The organism is Peptoniphilus harei, from assembly GCF_900454685.1.
GTDB classification, from domain to species: domain Bacteria; phylum Bacillota; class Clostridia; order Tissierellales; family Peptoniphilaceae; genus Peptoniphilus_A; species Peptoniphilus_A harei.
This window is the reverse complement of the sequence record NZ_UATM01000032.1, coordinates 1,214,583-1,232,376: the sequence shown is the minus strand read 5'-3', so window position 1 is coordinate 1,232,376 and position 17,794 is coordinate 1,214,583. Positions and strand designations below refer to the sequence as shown.

Sequence of the window (17,794 nt, the reverse complement as noted above, 5' to 3'; positions counted from 1 at the left end):
ACTTGTAATTTGAGCCTTAATTTAGAGAAGAGTCACTAATATTTTTTTCGCTTTCATCCTCAATATTTTTTTGTGAAAGTGTTTCCTCTTTTTCATATCTTTTCAAAATATCCATAAACTCTTCACCAGATATTGTTTCTTGACGAAGTAAATATTCTGAAATTGCATGAAGGGCCTTAATGTTATCTCTTAAAATTTTTCTAGCTTCATCATGTGCATCATCAATAATTTTTTGAACTGCTGCATCAATTTCATATTGAGTTTGTGGAGAACATTGAAGAGAAGTATCTCCTCCAAGATAGGCATTTGACATAGACTCAAGGGCAACAAAACCAAATTCATCTGTCATTCCAAATCTTGTTACCATTGCCTTAGCTATTTTTGTTGCCTTCTCAATATCATTAGAAGCACCACTTGTCCTAATATTAAAAATTAATTCTTCAGCAGATCTTCCTCCAGTTAGAGTTACAATGTTATTAATTGCATCTTCCTTAGTCATTAGGAATTTTTCCTCTTCATCAACTTGCATTGTATAACCTAGAGCCCCTGAAGTTCTAGGAATAATTGTAATCTTGTGAACTGGTGCTGAGTCCTTTTGCTTAGCTGCAACTAGAGCGTGTCCTACTTCATGATAGGCAATAATTCTTTTTTCACGTGGGGATATAACGGCGTTTTTCTTTTCATATCCAGCTAGAACAACTTCCACTGATTCTTCTAAATCTCTTTCGCTCATCTTATCTCTACCTTCACGCACTGCACGAAGAGCTCCTTCATTTACCATGTTGGCAAGATCAGCCCCACTTGCCCCAGCAGTTGCCCTTCCAATTTTTTCATAGTCAATGTTATCTTCTTTCTTAATGTCTTTTACGTGAACTTTTAAGATTTCCACCCTTCCTTTTAGGTCTGGCAATTCAACAGGTATCCTCCTATCGAATCTACCTGGCCTCAAAAGAGCAGGATCTAGAGAATCTGGTCTATTAGTTGCCGCTAAAATTACAACTCCGGCCTTTGCATCAAAGCCATCCATTTCGGAAAGAAGTTGATTTAAAGTTTGTTCTCTTTCATCATTTCCAGAGAAGCCAGAACCATCTCTCTTCTTGCCAATAGTGTCAATCTCATCTATGAAAATTATACATGGTGCCTTTTCCACTGCTTGTTTAAATAAATCTCTTACCTTAGCAGCTCCAAGACCAACAAACATTTCCACAAAGGCTGATCCAGATATTGAGAAGAAAGGAACTTCAGCTTCGCTGGCAACTGCCTTGGCCAAAAGTGTCTTACCAGTTCCCGGAGGACCTACAAGTAGAGCTCCCTTTGGAAGTTTTGCACCAATTTCTGTATATTTTTTTGGATTGTGTAAAAAGTCAACAAGCTCTGATAAAGCTTCTTTGGCCTCATCTTGGCCTGCAACATTGTCAAATTTTATACCATCAGTTGATTCAACATAAATTTTTGCTCCACTCTTTCCAAAATTCATTGGGCCAACATCGCCCATTTTCTTAAATATAAATTTTGAAAGGAAAAGCCAAAAGGCAATAAATATTGCAAAAGTTGCTACAGTTGAAATTATGAAGGACACAACTGGATTCATTTCAGGCTTGTATACTTGGGCAGACTTAACATTTTTATTTACTAGCCTATCAACTAGATTGGGATCATACATCCTGTTAGTTTCATATTTAATTTTCTTCCCATCTTTTTCAACTTCAAAGGCAATTGTCCTATCTCTTACCTCTGCTTTCTTTACTTGATTCCCATTTACCATATTTACAAAGGACACATAATCTGTTTCTTTTATTTCTGAATCCTTATTTAACCTTGGCAAAAGTACAATGGCTACTGTATAAAAAATTAAAATAGCCAAAATTACATAAATTATTGTGGGAATATATTTTTTAAAATCATTATTCTTATTTGACAAAATTTTCCCCCTCTTAAAGGTGAATAAAGAAAAAATTTGGGACCAAGTCCCAAAATTAATCTAGTCTTCTTCTATTTTCCATTGCTGTCTGAATTGTAATCTCATCATAATACTCAAGATCTCCACCAACTGGTAGACCATATCCAATTCTTGAAACAATTATATCGTAATCTTCTAAGATATTTTTAATATACCTAGCTGTGGCATCCCCATCTACAGTTGGGTTTGTAGCAACGATTACTTCTTTTATTTCCCCTTCTTCTATCCTATTAATTAGTTCCTTAATTGTAACATCTTCAGGAGTTTTTCCCTTTAAAGGCGAAATCACTCCATGAAGAACATGGTATTTGCCACGGAAACTAAGAGACCTCTCCATTGCATCAACATCTTTTGGACTTTCAACAACACAAATTATTGAATCGTCCCTACTTTTGTTGGAACAGATTTCACAAGGGTCACTGTCTGCATAGTTCATGCAAATGGAACACTCAACAGTGTTATTTTTTGCAGAGACTAGAGCTTCTGCTAGGTCCCTAACTTCTCTTTCTTCAAGACCAATTATATAATAGGCTAATCTTTGAGCAGTCTTTGACCCAATTCCTGGTAGACGATTTAATCTCTTTATTAAATCTTCAATAGGTCCTATTTCCTTAGCCATATTATAGCCCCGGAATGTTTAGTCCGCCTGTGAATTTACCCATTTGAGAACTCATCTTGCTTTCAGCATTTCTAAGTGCCTCATTAACTGCAGCAACAATTAAATCTTCAAGCATTTCAACATCATCAGGATCAACTGCATCCTTATCTAGGTCAATAGAAATAAGTTCTTTGTTGCCATTTACAGTAGCACGAACTGCACCGCCACCAGCTGTAGCAGAAATTTCTTCGTTTGCTAAGTTTTCTTGCATTTCTTCCATTTGCTTTTGAAGCTTTTCGATTTGCTTCATCATATTATTTCTTCCGCCTCCACCAGGGAAGCCATTAAATCCACCTCTAGCCATATTTCCTCCTAAATTTCTTCTATATTATCTTTTCCAAAAATCTCTTCTAGCTTATCTACTCCACCTTTTTTTAACTTCATCCTAACGTCAATATTTGTATTATAAACATTATTTAGTAGGTCAGGCAAAACCTTCTTATTTTCCTGCATCATGCAGTATTCGTAAAATAAGCTATCCTTTTCTTCAAATACTATTTCCAATGTATTACCATTTAAACTAACTGGTCTTGCATGTCCTACAAAACCTGCAAAGCCCTTAAAACCTCTTGAGATAAGTTCATTTATTATCTTATCCCAATCTGATTTTATCCTATCAATTGTAATATTATTGGTCTTATCCTTTTTTTCCTCAAGATTTTTAGTATTATCATTTTCAATTATAGCAGATTGCTTTGATTTTTCAATTCTAGAGCTTTCATCACCATTGATGTTTTCTCTATTATTTTCCACAAAAGACTTGCTGGTTTTTTCTTTATTAGGAGCCACATCTGCCTTATAAAAATCTCCTGGATTATAATCATAATAATTATCTTCATAGTTATTGAAATTGTCTTCAATATTATTTGATGAAATATTGGAATTAGAATTAGATGGAATATCCCTTCCCAAATTATTAATCTTGTCCTCTAAGGATTTAATTCTTCCTTCTAAATCATCTTTATTAGACCTTTTGCAAATCTTAATTGCATTCATCTCGAAGACAACTCTCTTGTTGTCAGCATACTTAATTTCAAAAGAAAGCTCTTTTAATATTTCTATTATATTTAGAAGGTCTTCTAGCTCAACACTTCCTGCCAGATTTTGAAATTCCTTTAAGTAAGTAGTGTAAACAATTTTTCTTGGATCCTTTAAGGTTTTTACCAATAATATATCTCTAAAATGATTTAAGATTTGTGAAGAAAGTGTATTGAAGTCAATACCTTCTCTATAGATTTCATCAATAGCATGGAGTGACCCGTTTATATTTTTTTCAATCATTGCTTTCGATAGAGAAAATAATAATTCTGAAGATGATATCCCAAGAACCTCCATGGCATCTTCAAGTTTAATGTGGTCTTCATTTTTTGTGAGAAGCTGATCCAAAACTGATAGAGCATCTCTCATTGCTCCGTCAGCTGTTTTTGCAATTAGGGTAAAGACTTCTTCATCACAAGATTTCCCTTCAAGCTCAGTTATTCTCTTTAAATTACTTTCAATATCCTCAACAGATATTCTCTTAAAATTAAATTTTTGAGACCTTGATAAAATAGTTGCAGGAATTTTTTCTATTTCTGTTGTTGCTAAAATAAAAATAAGATGTCTTGGTGGCTCTTCTAAAATTTTAAGTAAGGCATTAAAGGCCCCCTTTGATAGCATGTGAACCTCGTCAATAATATAGACCTTATATTTAAGAGCTTGAGGAGGGTAAATTACCTTGTCCTTTAAGTCTCTAATATCATCTACACCATTATTGCTGGCAGCATCCATCTCAACAACATCTAAGACAGATTCATTTAAAATTCTCTTGCAATTCTCACATTCATTACAAGGGTTCCCATCGACAGGGTGAAGGCAATTAACTGCTCTTGATAAAATTTTGGCAGCAGATGTCTTTCCTGTTCCCCTAGTACCTTGAAATATATAGGCATGACTTATTTCATTGTTTTTTACTTGATTTTTTAATGAAGCTACTACAGCCTCTTGGCCGTAAAGCTCATCAAAGGTCTTTGACCTGTATTTTCTATATAAAGCTTTATACATTCTCTCACCTGCTAATAATTATACATGAAAAATCTTTATATTAAATTGTTTTCTAATCTATTTGTGAATAATTTCTTTGAAATCTCTTCCAAAAGATTTAACATCATCTTCACATAATTTTCACATGGCGAGTATAAGATATAGACAAATCAAAGAAACAATATGTTTCAATTTAGGAGGATTTATTAAAATGAAAAATTTAAAGAAATTAGCAAGCGTTGGAATGATCTCAGTATTAATGCTAGGTATGGTAGCATGCCAAGGCGCTGACAAAAAAGCTAACGAAGCTGCAAACGCTAAAAACAACGCAGTAGAAGAACAAGCTGAAGCTAACAAAGCAAAAGTTGAAGCTAACGCTAAAGAAGCAGAAGCTAACGTAAAAGCTGAAGAAGAACAAGCTAAAGAAGAAATCAACGCTCAAGCAGAAGAAGCTACTACTAACGAAGCAGCTACTCAAGAACAAGCAAAATAATTTAGCTTATCTTATAAAGAAGCCTTTAGGGGCTTCTTTTTTTACATAAAATTAATAAATTTCTTTTTGGTAAATATTATTCAAACTTTAATATACAAAAAATTAATCTAGGTAAAAAAATGTGTTATAATTACATTTATAGAATTTAATGAAAGAAGGTGTTACATTGTTTTGTCCAAAATGCGGAAATCCAGTTTCTAAAGATGACAACTTTTGTAATTCATGTGGTCATAAATTAAAAAACGTCAAAATAAATATTACAAGTGACAATGATGTTAAAAAAAGCTTTGAAGACACAAATAGAGTGGAAAAAATTAGTCAAAATACAAGAGTTTTTGATCCCAGATCTTTAGATGCAATTGACACTACTGATGAACTAAAAAATATTATTGCTGAAGTTGATAGGAAGATTTCTAAAAATATAAAAGATTATGAAAATAATAATATTAAAACTAAAACACCTAAAAAGGAAAAGAAATCTACTGATAAATCCAAAAAAACTTCAGATAAAAATTTAATTAATACCCTTGAAAATATAGAAATAGAAAAACCAGCTAAGTCAAAAAATCTTGATAAAGAAAACTTTGATGAAAATATCTTGGATGACTTCAAAGATTCTGACTCAGCTAATAAAATGAGTCAGAAAGAATTAATTCGTAGAGTTCAAGAAGAATTAAAAAAATCAAACTTCGATGAAGAAAAAAATAAATCTTCACATAAGACTTCTTCCTCTATGCCTGACCAATCTAATTTTTCTTTAGATAAGTCTGATAAAGATATTAAAGAAAAATCTTCCAAAAAGTTTTCTCTAAAAGAAAAGTGGAATAATTTTATCACAGAAGACGATGATGAATATTCTATTTTTGGTGACTTAAAAGATGATACCAAGAAAAAAGAAGATACTAGAAACTTAGAAATAAGTCAATCTGTTCAAGATACTGATAAATCTTTTGAAAATACACTTAGCACACCTAAGATTGACATTGAAAATGCTCTTGAAGAATCTAATAATAAAAAAGCTAAGTCTACTAAAGAAAATACAAAAACTACTTCAGGCACAAAGCAGGAAGAAAGTATAAAAAAAGATAAGACTGATAATAAAGTTTCTAAGGTAAAAGATGAAGATAAAAAGAAAGTAAATTTCAAAGAACTCTTTACTTTTAAGGACAAGGGTGAAAAACCTGTTAAAGATGTTGAAAAAGTTTCTTCTGATTTCGAAAAATCCTTAGAAAATAATTTATCAAATAAGGTTAACAAGGTTGAATCAAAAATTTCAAAAACTTCTAATAAGGGAATTGACAAAGTCTTACTCTCTTTAGATAAGGTAACTAATAAATTATCTGATTATATAGGCTCCTTTGGTTCAAAAGAAAGTAAGATAGTTATTGGTATAGGAGTATTATTAAATGCAATAATGCTAATTCTTGGGAGTGGATCTTTTAGATTTGTCTTGCTCCTATTTCTTGTTCTTAAAATAGCCTTTGACTACTTGGAATTTTATCTTCCTTTAAGTATTGCAACAGAACGGGATGACATTGACACATCTTATCCAGAAGTTAAAAAATTTGCTCTAATTAACTGGATAATTTGTAAAGTTGTATTGTTTGTTGGATTTATTATTTCACCCTTTGGTGGATTCTTTAAATATAATATCTTACAAGCCTTGACTCCTATGCCTCTTGCAACTTTTATATTAATTGGACTTTCACTTTTAATAGTACTAAATCTTTATAAAGAGAACTTCATTGCCAGATCCAAGATAAATTTCATTGGATGGTATGCAATATCCTTCACTTTACTTGAATTATTATTCAAAATGGTTTGGTTCATTATTAATTTTATATTTGTAACACTTTTTTAAAAAAAACCGAGTTTAGCTCGGTTTTTTATTTTGCAAATTTTTATAAGAAAAAAACCAGATTTTAATCTGGCTTAACTTCTAATATTTATAAAATTTCTACTTCCTTAAATTGAATATAACCTTCTTCATCAACAGAAAGGCCAAAATAATTTTCTTCAAAGGCTTTTCTAAGTTTATCAGTCTCACTTGAGTGAATTGTCCTTTCCTTTCCAGTCATGTTTATTTCTAAATCATCAGATTTCAATAAAATAAATCTGTCATAGCCTTCTTCTGAAAACTCATCAGGATATTTTTTCTTTAAAGATACAAGCATATAACCAGAATCTAGAGTATTCTTGTAAGACCTGTAATTCTTTGGAGAAATTGTAGACATCTTATTTGTAAATTTTGAGTCCTTATATCTTTCTTCAAGTTTTTCTCTAGTTAAATTTTGAAGATTTCTTCCCCTATAATCTTTTAGGACAACAACTGTGTCATTAACTATTACTGACTCTGGATTTATATAAAAGTCAACATCATGAGCAAGATTATCTTCCTCACTTGGCACCTTGATACTCCTATAAGCCACAAGCTTATCCCCATCAAAAACTCCAACAAAGGATCCTCCCCCATCTATTAGGGCCTCTAAATCTTCCTTGGAGTCATGAGAGAAAATTTCTTTATTTTCAATACCTTCATAAACTTCACTTGTCAATTCATAAATGTCATCAATATATTTTTTATCTAAAAATTTAAAAACTAATTCTTCCATAATATACCTCATTAATTAAAAATTTTAATGCAAATTTGCTTAATAAATCTCCTTAAATTTTATAATAAATTTTAAAAAATTTCTATATAGATAAAATAAAAGATTATTTTTCATCAAACTTTTATAAATAAAGGACCTAGTTTTAATTTCCTAGGTCCTTTAAATAAAGTATAGTTAATTTTTAATTAGTAATTATAGGCTTTCAAAATATTTTTCATCTCAAGAAGCTTTACCTCATCAAATCTTTTAAAGGCTTCAAGGGATGACTTTTCGTTATTAAAACATTTCCAATATCCCGTGCACTTACAGGCCTTTTTATCCCTATATTTAAAGTCTATTACGTCCTTTAATGGATAACCCAAAAATATTCCAATTTCATCAGGACATGTTTCTATAAATTTTTGACTCAGTAAACTTAGATAGTCGCCTGTAGAGACACAAGATATGTATCCATATGAATTTAAAAAATCTTTAATCTTTATCTGTGAAAGTTTCTTTTCAAGTCTTTCATTTTTAAAAAAATAAACTAAGACAAAGTCTTTCCCTTCCTTCAGTTCATAAAAATCCAGGCCTAAGGAATCCCTTAATATAAATTTATTTTGCATCCAATAATCTTTTAATGGTCTCTTGGCATTTCTAAGGTTCATCATTGTTCCCAGTTTAAGATCATTAAAGGTTGGTGCTACGGTAGATTTTATTAGGGCAAGAATATAATCATAATCTTTAAAATTATTAATATGATTTAAAAAATCTATTAAAACTCTATCATACATTAGGACCTCGCAAGATCTCTTCCCAAGGATTCACATTCTTCTAAGGCATCTTGATCTGGATCATCATAGGCTGCAAAGCCATCAGCAAGAAGTTTCGCTCCAGTGTCTTCAACCTCTTCTTGCCATAATCTCATCCATTCACCATCTGCCCATTCGTAAGAACCAAATAAAACTACATTTTTCCCTGCAAGAAGTGGATTTACCTTATCCATAAAAGGTCTCATTTCCATCTCTTCTAACTCTTCAGCTCCCATGGCAGGACATCCAAAGGCAATTCTTTCTACATCTTTAACATCATCTTCACTTGCTGATCCAACTTGAATTAATTTTACTTCAGCACCTTCGGCTTCAGCTCCTCTAACTAAAGCTTCAGCCATTCTTTCTGTATTACCAGTACCGGACCAATATATAACATTTACTTTTTTCATTTTATACCCTCCATTTATTTTTTTGATATCACTTATCATTTAGTCTTATTTTAATATATTTTTTGAGGTGATTTTTATATTTATTATTATAATTTTTTAAAATTTTATTATTTTTTGATTAAGTATTTTTAATTTTCTAAATGACCACAAGTTTATTGTCACATAATTATAATCATGTTAAAATGTTAATAAGATAAAATGTTGATAAATATTAATAAAGGAGGAATTTATGGAATTTATTAGAGAAAATGGAGTTTTAACAATAAATTTAGACTCAATATTAACTCTTGCCCTTGCTGTAATTGTATTACTAGTAGGATATGGTCTTAAAAACAGATCAGCATTTTTAAGAAAATATTGTATACCTGCTCCTGTTGTTGGTGGATTTTTATTTATGTTTATAACTTTTATAGGTTATAAAACAAATAGCTTTAATTTTACTTATGAAAATATTTTTCAATCAACTTTCATGCTTGCATTTTTTACCACTGTAGGACTCGGTGCTAATTTAAGAATATTAAAATCTGGTGGAGTTCTATTAATTGTGTATTGGTTATTATGTGGAATTTTATCTTTAGTCCAAAATACAATAGGTGTAGGTGTTTCTAAGCTCGTAAATCTTGAGCCGGCCTATGGTATGCTTGCATCATCTATTTCTATGATCGGAGGCCATGGAGCTGCTATGAGTTATGGATCAACATTTGCTAAGATGGGATACGAGCAAGCACCTGTTGTTGGAGCAGCTGCAGCTACTTTTGGGCTTATATTTGGAGTTTTAATTGGTGGTCCCTTGGGAAGAAGATTAATTGTTAAAAATGAGCTTTCTCCAGATAATGATGACTTTGATTCATCAAAATTAGATGCCTTATTTACTGAAGAGAAAACTGAGCTAACAAACTTAGATATTATAAAGAATGTTGCTGCAATTATTATCTCCATGGCTCTTGGTACTTTAGTATCAAAGTTCATTGGATCCTTAATAAATATGGATTTCCCAGATTATGTTGGTGCCATGTTTATAGCAGTTATCTTAAGAAATTTAAACGAAAAAATAAATATTTACAAATTTGATGGAAACTTAGTTGATGGAATTGGAGACGTTATGCTTAACCTCTACCTTGCTCTCGCACTTATGACTCTAAAGCTTTGGGAGCTTCAAGATTTAATGGGTGGTGTGCTAATTGTTCTAATCTGCCAAGTTATCTTCATGTTAATTTACGCTTACTTTATAGTATTTAGAGTTCTTGGTAAATCTTATGATGCAGCAGTTATGTGTGCTGGACTATGTGGACACGGACTAGGTGCAACTCCATCAGCAATTGTAAATATGACAGCAATAAATGACGAGTACGGCTTAAGTAGAAGGGCCATGATGATTGTTCCAATTGTTGGAGCCTTCCTTGTGGATATTATTTATCAACCAATTGTGCTCACATTTATTAAGACTTTTGTAAAATAAGAATCAAAAATTAATCATTTTATCTATAAAAAAACCAGGCTATCTTAAGCCTGGACAGACTGATGACAAAGCAGGCAAAAAAAGCCTGCTTTTTTTTAATAAAATCATCTGAATTACAGAAAAAAAGGGTAAAAATAAACTAAGGAAGTAGGTGTGACATGCTATCAAAAAATAACAATAGAAAAACAAATCAAGTACAACTAATTTCAGTAGAACAACTTGTACCTAAAAATCACATATTAAGAAAAATAGACAAATACATAGACTTTAGCTTCATCTATGAATTAGTAGAAGATAAATACTCACTAGACAACGGAAGACCAAGCATAGATCCAGTAGTATTAATAAAAATACTATTCATAGAGTATCTATTCAACATAAAAAGTATGAGACAAACAATAAAAGAAATAGAAGTAAACATAGCATATAGATGGTTTTTAGGACTGGACTTTTATGATAAAGTTCCTCACTTCACAACATTTAGCCAAAACTACAGAAGAAGATTTAAAGATACAAACATATTTGAAGAAATATTTCAAAACATCTTAAGCCAAGCAATGAACAAAGGATTCGTAGATGAGAAAATACAATTCGTAGACTCAACACATGTAAAAGCCCATGCAAATAGACATAAAAACAAAAAAGAAGAAATCAAAAAAGCAGCAAAAGCATACCAAGAAGAATTAGACAAAGAAATAGAAGAAGATAGAAAAGAACATGGGAAAAAACCACTAAAAGAAAAAAATAAAAAAGAAGAAACAAAAGAAATAACAGTCTCAACAACAGACCCAGAAAGTGGACTCTTTCATAAAGGAGAGCACAAAGAAGTCTTTGCCTATTGTGTAGAAACATCAGTAGACAAAAATGGTTGGATCTTAGGACATAAAACATTCCCAGGAAATCTCCATGACAGCACAACCCTAATACCCTTTTATGAAGAAAAACTAAAAAAATACAAACCAGAAAAAATAGTAATGGATGCAGGATATAAAACACCAGCCATAGCAAAAAAACTACTAGAAGACGAAATACAACCAGTATTTCCCTACACAGCACCAAAAAGAAAACCAAAAATAGAAAACCCCTACTACAAAAGAGAATTCATATATGATGAGTACTATGACTGTTACCTATGCCCAGAAAATCAAATACTAGAATACACGACAACAAATAGAGAGGGATATAGAGAGTACAAAAGCAATAAAGAACAATGTAAAAAATGCCCTAACCTCAAAAGATGCACACAGAGTAAAAACAATCAAAAAGTAATCACAAGACACATTTGGCAAAAATACATAGATGAAACAGAAGAATATAGATACACAGAAAAAGGAAAAGAAGAATACAAAAGAAGAAAAGAAACAGTAGAAAGACAATTTGGAAGTGCAAAAGAATTCCATGGATTTAGATACACAAACATGATTGGACTAGCAAAGATGGAAATGAAAGCTGCACTTACATTTGAGTGCATAAATATGAAAAAATTAGCAATACTACTATATAAATTGGATCCTAATAAGGATTTAACTTTGGATAAATTAAAGATTTTTTTAGTAAATATATTAAGAATGCAACAAACCCAGAAATTATTTCTGGGTTTGTCTACAATCTGACCAGGCTATCTTAAGCCTGGATTTTTTATATTATTAATTTTTAACTTTTTCTTTATTCCTTCCAGGCACCTTATCGAAAATACCTGTCACCATTAATACTACTGCCCCATCTGTTGTAACGTTACAAGCTGTACCGAAGCTATCTTGTAAGGCAAATATTGAAAGCATAAGAGCTGTTCCTGTATCGTTAAATCCTAACACTGATGTAATTAGTCCTAGAGATGCAACTACTGTTCCACCTGGCACTCCTGGTGCTGCTATGGCAAATATTCCAAGTAAAAGAATAAATACAATCATATTTGCTGTCTCAGGAAGCTGACCTGTTAAAATTTGAGAAACTGTCATTACGAAAAATACTTCTGTCAAAACTGATCCACAAAGATGGGTGTTGGAACATAATGGAATTCCAAAGTCCCTAATCTTAGGATCAAGAGTTGTGGATTTTCTCGCACATTCAATAGCAACTGGAAGTGTTGCTGCAGAGGACATTGTTCCTACTGCTGTTAAGTAAGCTGGCACATAGTGTTTAAAAACTTCTTTAGGGTTTGTTTTTGAAATTAGTCCTGCAAGAGAGTACATAACTGTCATCCAAATAAAGTGTCCAACTATTACAATTAAGATAATCTTTAAAAAGATTGGTAATTCTGAAATAATTACACCCTCATAGGATAATACTGCAAAAGTAGTAGCAATATATAGTGGAAGAATTTTTATTACCACATTATTTACAATAGATAAGACAATCTTATTTAATTCAATAAGCATTTTCTCCCAAGTTTCAGAATTAGTCACTATAACTGCTATACCAAATAAGATTGACGTAACTAGAGCTGTCATAACAGGCATAATCGGATCAATTGATAATTTAAATATGGACTCCGGTACTACATTACCTCCCCCCACATTTGGAGCTATGTTAAGCTTAGGTATAATTGCTTTTCCTGCCAAGAATGACATTGTAGCAGCTCCAACTGTTGATGCGTAACAAATAATAAGTGTCACGCTTAAAATTTTACCTGCACTTTCTTTTAATGAAACAATGGCAGGTGTTATAAATCCTAAAATAATTAAGGGAACTATGTAGCCTATTAAGTCGCCTATAATTCTTTTTATAGAATCAATTGCAACAATTGCACTCTCATTAGAAAAGCTGCCAACAAGAATACCAATAATTATTCCAAGTATTAGCTTAAAAACTAATGAATTAAAAAAATTATTTTTTTCATTTTGCCTCCTCTTAAATTTTATTTTGAAGTTTAACCTCAATACTTTATATATTATTGTACCATTCTATTGTAGTAATTCTACTAATTTTTTTGTTAATATAATAAATTTTAAAGTATATAATATTATTAGTTTTAAATAATTCATCATATTTTTTGTAGACTATAAACTCCCTTATCTATGGACTTTTTTAATTGCTTATTTTTAAGTTCATATCTTTTTCCTTATATTTTTTTAAAAATAAGATTAAATTTAATTTATTTGGTTATAAATAGATTAAAGAGAGATTCACTAGTTGATGTTTTTCTTGTTAAAGGAGGAATTAGGTTGAAGAGATGGCGTAAATGGATTGATGCAATTTTTTCTATCGCCTTATTCTTATCCTTATTTTGCACGTATTTTTTATTATACGATTATGGCAAAATAACGGCACAGTTAGGAGAATTTTATAGACAAGAATGGTTTTTCTATTTCCTAACTACTGTATCAGCAATAGCCGGATTATTTGCCCTATTTACTTTAATTAGGGTTATAGTCCTTCCTTCCCTCAACTCCTATGTTGTAGACAAGGATGAAAACGGCGAAATGCTTATCACTTCTAAGGCAGTCGAAAATAACATTTTAACAACTGTTGATAATTATAATGAAGTGAAAAAGTCAGATGTTGATGTAAGAGTAAATAATGGTAGTAAACATGAAATCAGCGCAAAAGTAACTTGCGGAGTAAGAGAAGGCATTGATTTAAGTCTCTTAGGCAAACAAATCAAAAGAGATGTGTCTTCTAACTTAGAAGATCTTACTGGTTATTCAGTAACAAAGGTAGATGTAGAATTCTACAATATCAAAGAAGATTCTGGTAAAAGAGTTGTTTAGGGGGCTCATATGAGAAATAATTATGGAAATTTTCCGGATTATCAAAATAATTATGAGAACTCTAGAAAAGACCAAGATGATCAAAGAATTATTTTTGTTGAAAAGAAAAAGGACAGAGATATTTCTATATTAAAAGAAAAATTTAGAAATTATACAAGTCTTCATTGGAATGAATTCAAGTATACCCTACTTGGCTTAATCATTGCAGTATTATTTTTAACAATAGGTTTTTTCAGAACACTTTTGATTATGATTCTATTTTTCATAGGAAATTCCTATGGTAAATTTAAAGATGGTGATCCTAGAATTTTATTTTGGTTAGAGAAAATGTTTAGAAAGTATTAAATAAGTATTAATTTAAAAGGAGAGATTTATAATGGCATCAGAAGCAAAATATAACGAATTAGCAGGCGTAAACAAGAAAGAACAAGAAAAGAGAGAAAAAGCTCAAAAAAGAGAAGAATTTAAAGAAAACCTTCAAGAAGATTTCAGAGAAGCTCAAGATAATGTAAAAGATGCAGCTGAAAAAGAAGAAAAACACGAATCTAAACTAACTTTTGAAGATTCAGTTATCGAAAAAATTGCTGCAATTGCATGTCACGAAGTTCCAGGAGTTCTTGATATGAAGGGTGGTTTCTTCTCAGGTATCTCTGAACAATTTGGTGGATACAACCTAACAAAAGGTATTTCTGCTGATGTTGGAGAAGAAGAAGCTGCAATTGACGCATCAATTATATTAGAATACGGACATTCAGCACCAAAGGTATTTGAAGAACTTAAGAGAAATATTTCTCAATCAGTTGGACAAATGACTGGTTTAAAGGTTGTTGAAGTTAACGTTCGTGTTGATGACGTTATGACAAGAAAAGAATTTCAACTTAAAAACAGAGACGAAAGAAACGATGGACAAGGTTACAACCAAGGACCATCTCTAAGATAATAGTTTAAAGTTTTTAAGAAGCTCGATTTTGTCGGGCTTCTTTTTATTTGTAAGTATTTAATAAGAATATGAAAGGAGAACTATGCACTATACAGGAGAAGTTTATAGACCACCCCTAGAGGCTTACACACCTCTTTTAGAGGTAACATATGGATGTTCCCATAATGATTGTGTTTTCTGTACCATGTATAACAACACACCCTTTGGTATATCTCCCCTAAAAGATATAGAAGAGGACATTATTGAACTTGCAAGCTCGCCATCAAGGGCCTATAGGCCTATGGAAAGGATTTATCTTTTAAATGGTGATCCCTTTGTTTTAAAGACGGAAAGACTTTTGGAAATTTCTGACTTAATAAAAAGATATATACCAGAAGTAAAAACTATTACAGCTTACTGCTCTTTTTATAATTTAGAAAATAAATCAGCTGAGGATATGAAAAAATTAAAAGAAGCAGGCTATAAGGAGCTTTGGTTTGGTGTAGAGACAGGAAATCCTGAAATACTAAAATTTTTAAACAAGGGAACAGACATTGAGGGATATTATAGGGGACTAGATAAGATGAAGGCTACTGATATGGATTACCATGCAATAATAATGCAAGGTGTTGGTGGAAAAGGCAAATCTAGAGAAAATGCAATTGAGACTGCAAAAATTCTAAATTACTATCCACCAAAGGGCGTATATGTAATGAGCACGTCAGTTATAGAACCCTCCCCTCTTTATTATATGAGAGAAAAGGGAGAATTTGTGGAAACTACAAATAGAGAAAATCTAGGAGAACAAATTTGTCTTTTAGAAAATCTAGATTTACCAAATAAGACCCTATATTCCTCTGGACATATGGTTAACATGATAAATGTCACAGGCTATATGGAAGATAAAGAAGAAATGACAAATAAAATAAAACACGCTCTTGAAACTATTGATCCAAAAATTTTAGATATGACAAATCAAAAAATTGCAAGATAACTCCTATTTATTGGGAGTTATTTTTTTGTCCTTAAAAACCTGCTAAGAAAAATAGTGTAAGATATAAATTACTTCTTTTCTTACACTATTTTTTCTACTAAAAAAGAGCCCTGAGGCTCTCAATTTAAAATTTAATTATAATACACGTGTTGCATTTACATATCTATCTTGGTAGTATTCTTCACTTAAAGAAGAAGTCATAACCTTTCCTTGTCCTGATGAAGCGTGGATAAATTTGCCATCTCCTACGTAAATACCAACGTGACTAACTCCGTTACCTGTTGTATTAAAGAAGACTAAATCCCCTTCTTGTAAGTCAGATTTTGAAACTTGTTGTCCAAAAGTAGATTGAGTTCTAGAAGATCTTGGGATTGAGATACCAAGCTCATCATTGTAAATTGAATAAACAAGACCTGAACAGTCAAATCCAGCTTTACCAGTATCTCCATAAACATATGTAGATCCAAGTTTATCTTCTGCAGAAGAGATTACTTTTGCAGCTATTGAGACATTTGGTCCTGGTGCTTTTTTTGCTTCAAAATTAACTTTTATAACATTTTTATTTTTTATTGCTTCTTGAATTTCTTTTTCATCATTAGAAATTACTGAATCAGAATTATTTTCTTCTTCTTTTTCTATCTTGATTCCAGAAACTATGTCTAAATCTTTAGCTGGAACATTGTAGTTTGTACCCTTGTCTTCGATAACAAAAAGTCCATCAGCAAAGTCAACAACATTAACAACTTGTTTTTTGTTTAAGTTTAATTTCTTGCCATTGTCACTTGTTGCAACAGTTTTATTTTTAACTTCAACATTTGTTACATTGTTTCTCTTGTCAGCAACCTTTTTAAGTGCTTTAATATCAACATTACCAACAGTTCCATCGTTGCATTTAATCTTAGCTTTGTCATTATTAGTAGAAACACCTATTGCATATTCATCAACAAATAAACTTCTAATAATTTTTCCATTATCATCTAAGATTGGACTAGCCTTAACAACCTTATATGTAGGAACATTTACTTCTGTGAGTAAAATTTTATCTTGTGGGATTGTAACCTTAGCTTTGCCCTTTTGAACAAAGTAGTCATTACCCTTTCTTTCTAAGACTTCAACTTTTTCTCCTATAGAAAAGTCGATTTCATTACCACTATATGCTTTTTGTACATGTTCGTTAATAAATACTCCCGTATCTTTCATGCCCACTATGGAAACTGCGCATAGTGCAAATAGGCCTAGTGGCAATTTATTTTTAAAGGAAAACAATACTAACAACTCCTATACCTTGTATTTTAAAATTAATTATATGCGTACTCTTTTCATTACTCATTAAGTATAGCAAAATAATTACAAAAAAACAACAAAAAGTTACAAAATTGTTAAAAATAATTTAACTTTTTTGTAACTTTTTGCATAGTCTTATATTTAAGCGTATGTAGTAAGCAAATCTATAAGCCGCGTTCTGTTTTGTCAACTATCAATCTTGGATTATAGTTGCCTATAATCTCTAGCAACCTACCTACCGGCAGATGCGAGCAGCATCTGTTATTCCTATTTGGTTTTGCTCCGAATGGGGTTTACATAGCATCATTATCACTAATGACCTGGTGAGCTCTTACCTCGCCTTTCCAACCTTACCCAGATGGGCGGTATATTTCTGTTGCACTAGCCTTGGGGTCACCCCCACTGGCCGTTAGCCAGCATCCTTGCTCTGTGGAGCGCGGACTTTCCTCACATATGTGCAGTTGACCAATTTACTTACCAGA

The 17,794-nt window shown here is 31.6% G+C and carries 17 protein-coding genes and 1 other RNA gene; 8 read left to right on the top strand and 10 right to left on the bottom strand.

Annotated features, from left to right (window positions below; translation table 11 throughout):
- Nucleotides 1-16: 16 nt before the first annotated feature.
- The 4 genes from ftsH to dnaX are packed head-to-tail and all read right to left on the bottom strand — an operon-like array spanning nucleotide 17 to nucleotide 4,661.
- Nucleotides 17-1,921: an ATP-dependent zinc metalloprotease FtsH gene (ftsH, locus tag DRZ96_RS07330; protein WP_112890160.1), complete on the bottom strand. Its 1,905-nt coding sequence runs from the start codon at nucleotides 1,919-1,921 to the stop codon at nucleotides 17-19.
- 55 nt (nucleotides 1,922-1,976) lie between these two features.
- Nucleotides 1,977-2,579, bottom strand: coding sequence for a recombination mediator RecR (gene recR / locus DRZ96_RS07325; RefSeq protein WP_070701062.1), 603 nt, complete (start codon nucleotides 2,577-2,579; stop codon nucleotides 1,977-1,979).
- Between the two features lies 1 nt (nucleotide 2,580).
- Nucleotides 2,581-2,922: a YbaB/EbfC family nucleoid-associated protein gene (locus DRZ96_RS07320; protein WP_070701061.1), complete on the bottom strand. Its 342-nt coding sequence runs from the start codon at nucleotides 2,920-2,922 to the stop codon at nucleotides 2,581-2,583.
- 8 nt (nucleotides 2,923-2,930) lie between these two features.
- Nucleotides 2,931-4,661, bottom strand: coding sequence for a DNA polymerase III subunit gamma/tau (dnaX, locus tag DRZ96_RS07315; protein ID WP_112890159.1), 1,731 nt, complete (start codon nucleotides 4,659-4,661; stop codon nucleotides 2,931-2,933).
- Between the two features lie 190 nt (nucleotides 4,662-4,851).
- Between dnaX and DRZ96_RS07310 the strand changes: the two genes are divergently transcribed.
- On the top strand, nucleotides 4,852-5,133 hold the full coding sequence (locus tag DRZ96_RS07310; RefSeq protein ID WP_112890158.1) for a hypothetical protein: 282 nt from the start codon (nucleotides 4,852-4,854) through the stop codon (nucleotides 5,131-5,133).
- 166 nt (nucleotides 5,134-5,299) lie between these two features.
- The gene (locus tag DRZ96_RS07305; protein WP_112890157.1) at nucleotides 5,300-6,994 is read left to right on the top strand and encodes a zinc-ribbon domain-containing protein; all 1,695 of its coding nucleotides are present in this window, start codon (nucleotides 5,300-5,302) and stop codon (nucleotides 6,992-6,994) included.
- Between the two features lie 85 nt (nucleotides 6,995-7,079).
- Here DRZ96_RS07305 and DRZ96_RS07300 read toward each other — a convergent pair whose 3' ends face one another.
- From DRZ96_RS07300 to DRZ96_RS07290, 3 genes are all read right to left on the bottom strand, one after another.
- A complete protein-coding gene (locus DRZ96_RS07300; protein WP_112890156.1) occupies nucleotides 7,080-7,745 on the bottom strand; it encodes a GNAT family N-acetyltransferase in 666 nt (221 codons plus the stop codon).
- Nucleotides 7,746-7,930: 185 nt separating this feature from the next.
- On the bottom strand, nucleotides 7,931-8,518 hold the full coding sequence (locus DRZ96_RS07295; RefSeq protein ID WP_112890155.1) for a DUF3793 family protein: 588 nt from the start codon (nucleotides 8,516-8,518) through the stop codon (nucleotides 7,931-7,933).
- Nucleotides 8,518-8,946, bottom strand: a complete 429-nt coding sequence (locus DRZ96_RS07290) for a flavodoxin (RefSeq protein WP_112890154.1) — start codon at nucleotides 8,944-8,946, stop codon at nucleotides 8,518-8,520. Before DRZ96_RS07290 ends, DRZ96_RS07295 begins: the two co-directional genes overlap by 1 nt.
- 229 nt (nucleotides 8,947-9,175) lie before the next feature.
- Between DRZ96_RS07290 and gltS the strand changes: the two genes are divergently transcribed.
- Nucleotides 9,176-10,405 carry a sodium/glutamate symporter gene (gene gltS / locus DRZ96_RS07285; protein ID WP_112890153.1) on the top strand — a complete coding sequence of 410 codons (1,230 nt, stop codon included), beginning with the start codon at nucleotides 9,176-9,178 and terminating at the stop codon, nucleotides 10,403-10,405.
- 158 nt (nucleotides 10,406-10,563) lie between these two features.
- Nucleotides 10,564-12,018 carry an IS1182 family transposase gene (locus DRZ96_RS07280; protein WP_112890062.1) on the top strand — a complete coding sequence of 485 codons (1,455 nt, stop codon included), beginning with the start codon at nucleotides 10,564-10,566 and terminating at the stop codon, nucleotides 12,016-12,018.
- Between the two features lie 33 nt (nucleotides 12,019-12,051).
- Here DRZ96_RS07280 and DRZ96_RS07275 read toward each other — a convergent pair whose 3' ends face one another.
- The gene (locus DRZ96_RS07275; RefSeq protein ID WP_236587178.1) at nucleotides 12,052-13,284 is read right to left on the bottom strand and encodes a dicarboxylate/amino acid:cation symporter; all 1,233 of its coding nucleotides are present in this window, start codon (nucleotides 13,282-13,284) and stop codon (nucleotides 12,052-12,054) included.
- 285 nt (nucleotides 13,285-13,569) lie between these two features.
- Between DRZ96_RS07275 and amaP the strand changes: the two genes are divergently transcribed.
- The 4 genes from amaP to DRZ96_RS07255 all read left to right on the top strand — a co-directional run bounded on the left by amaP (nucleotide 13,570) and on the right by DRZ96_RS07255 (nucleotide 16,028).
- Nucleotides 13,570-14,115: an alkaline shock response membrane anchor protein AmaP gene (gene amaP / locus DRZ96_RS07270; RefSeq protein WP_172605473.1), complete on the top strand. Its 546-nt coding sequence runs from the start codon at nucleotides 13,570-13,572 to the stop codon at nucleotides 14,113-14,115.
- 9 nt (nucleotides 14,116-14,124) lie between these two features.
- Nucleotides 14,125-14,460 (top strand): DUF2273 domain-containing protein, encoded by a 336-nt coding sequence (locus tag DRZ96_RS07265; protein ID WP_083315510.1) that lies wholly within the window; start codon nucleotides 14,125-14,127, stop codon nucleotides 14,458-14,460.
- 31 nt (nucleotides 14,461-14,491) lie between these two features.
- Nucleotides 14,492-15,055, top strand: coding sequence for an Asp23/Gls24 family envelope stress response protein (locus tag DRZ96_RS07260; protein ID WP_112890151.1), 564 nt, complete (start codon nucleotides 14,492-14,494; stop codon nucleotides 15,053-15,055).
- Between the two features lie 82 nt (nucleotides 15,056-15,137).
- Entirely contained in the window at nucleotides 15,138-16,028 is an 891-nt protein-coding gene (locus DRZ96_RS07255) for a radical SAM protein (protein WP_112890150.1), read from the top strand.
- 135 nt (nucleotides 16,029-16,163) lie between these two features.
- Here DRZ96_RS07255 and DRZ96_RS07250 read toward each other — a convergent pair whose 3' ends face one another.
- Together DRZ96_RS07250 and rnpB are read right to left on the bottom strand one after the other, a co-directional pair.
- On the bottom strand, nucleotides 16,164-17,294 hold the full coding sequence (locus DRZ96_RS07250) for a C40 family peptidase (RefSeq protein ID WP_112890149.1): 1,131 nt from the start codon (nucleotides 17,292-17,294) through the stop codon (nucleotides 16,164-16,166).
- Nucleotides 17,295-17,463: 169 nt separating this feature from the next.
- Nucleotides 17,464-17,789: RNase P RNA component class A (rnpB, locus tag DRZ96_RS07245), an RNA gene on the bottom strand.
- Nucleotides 17,790-17,794 lie beyond the last annotated feature (5 nt).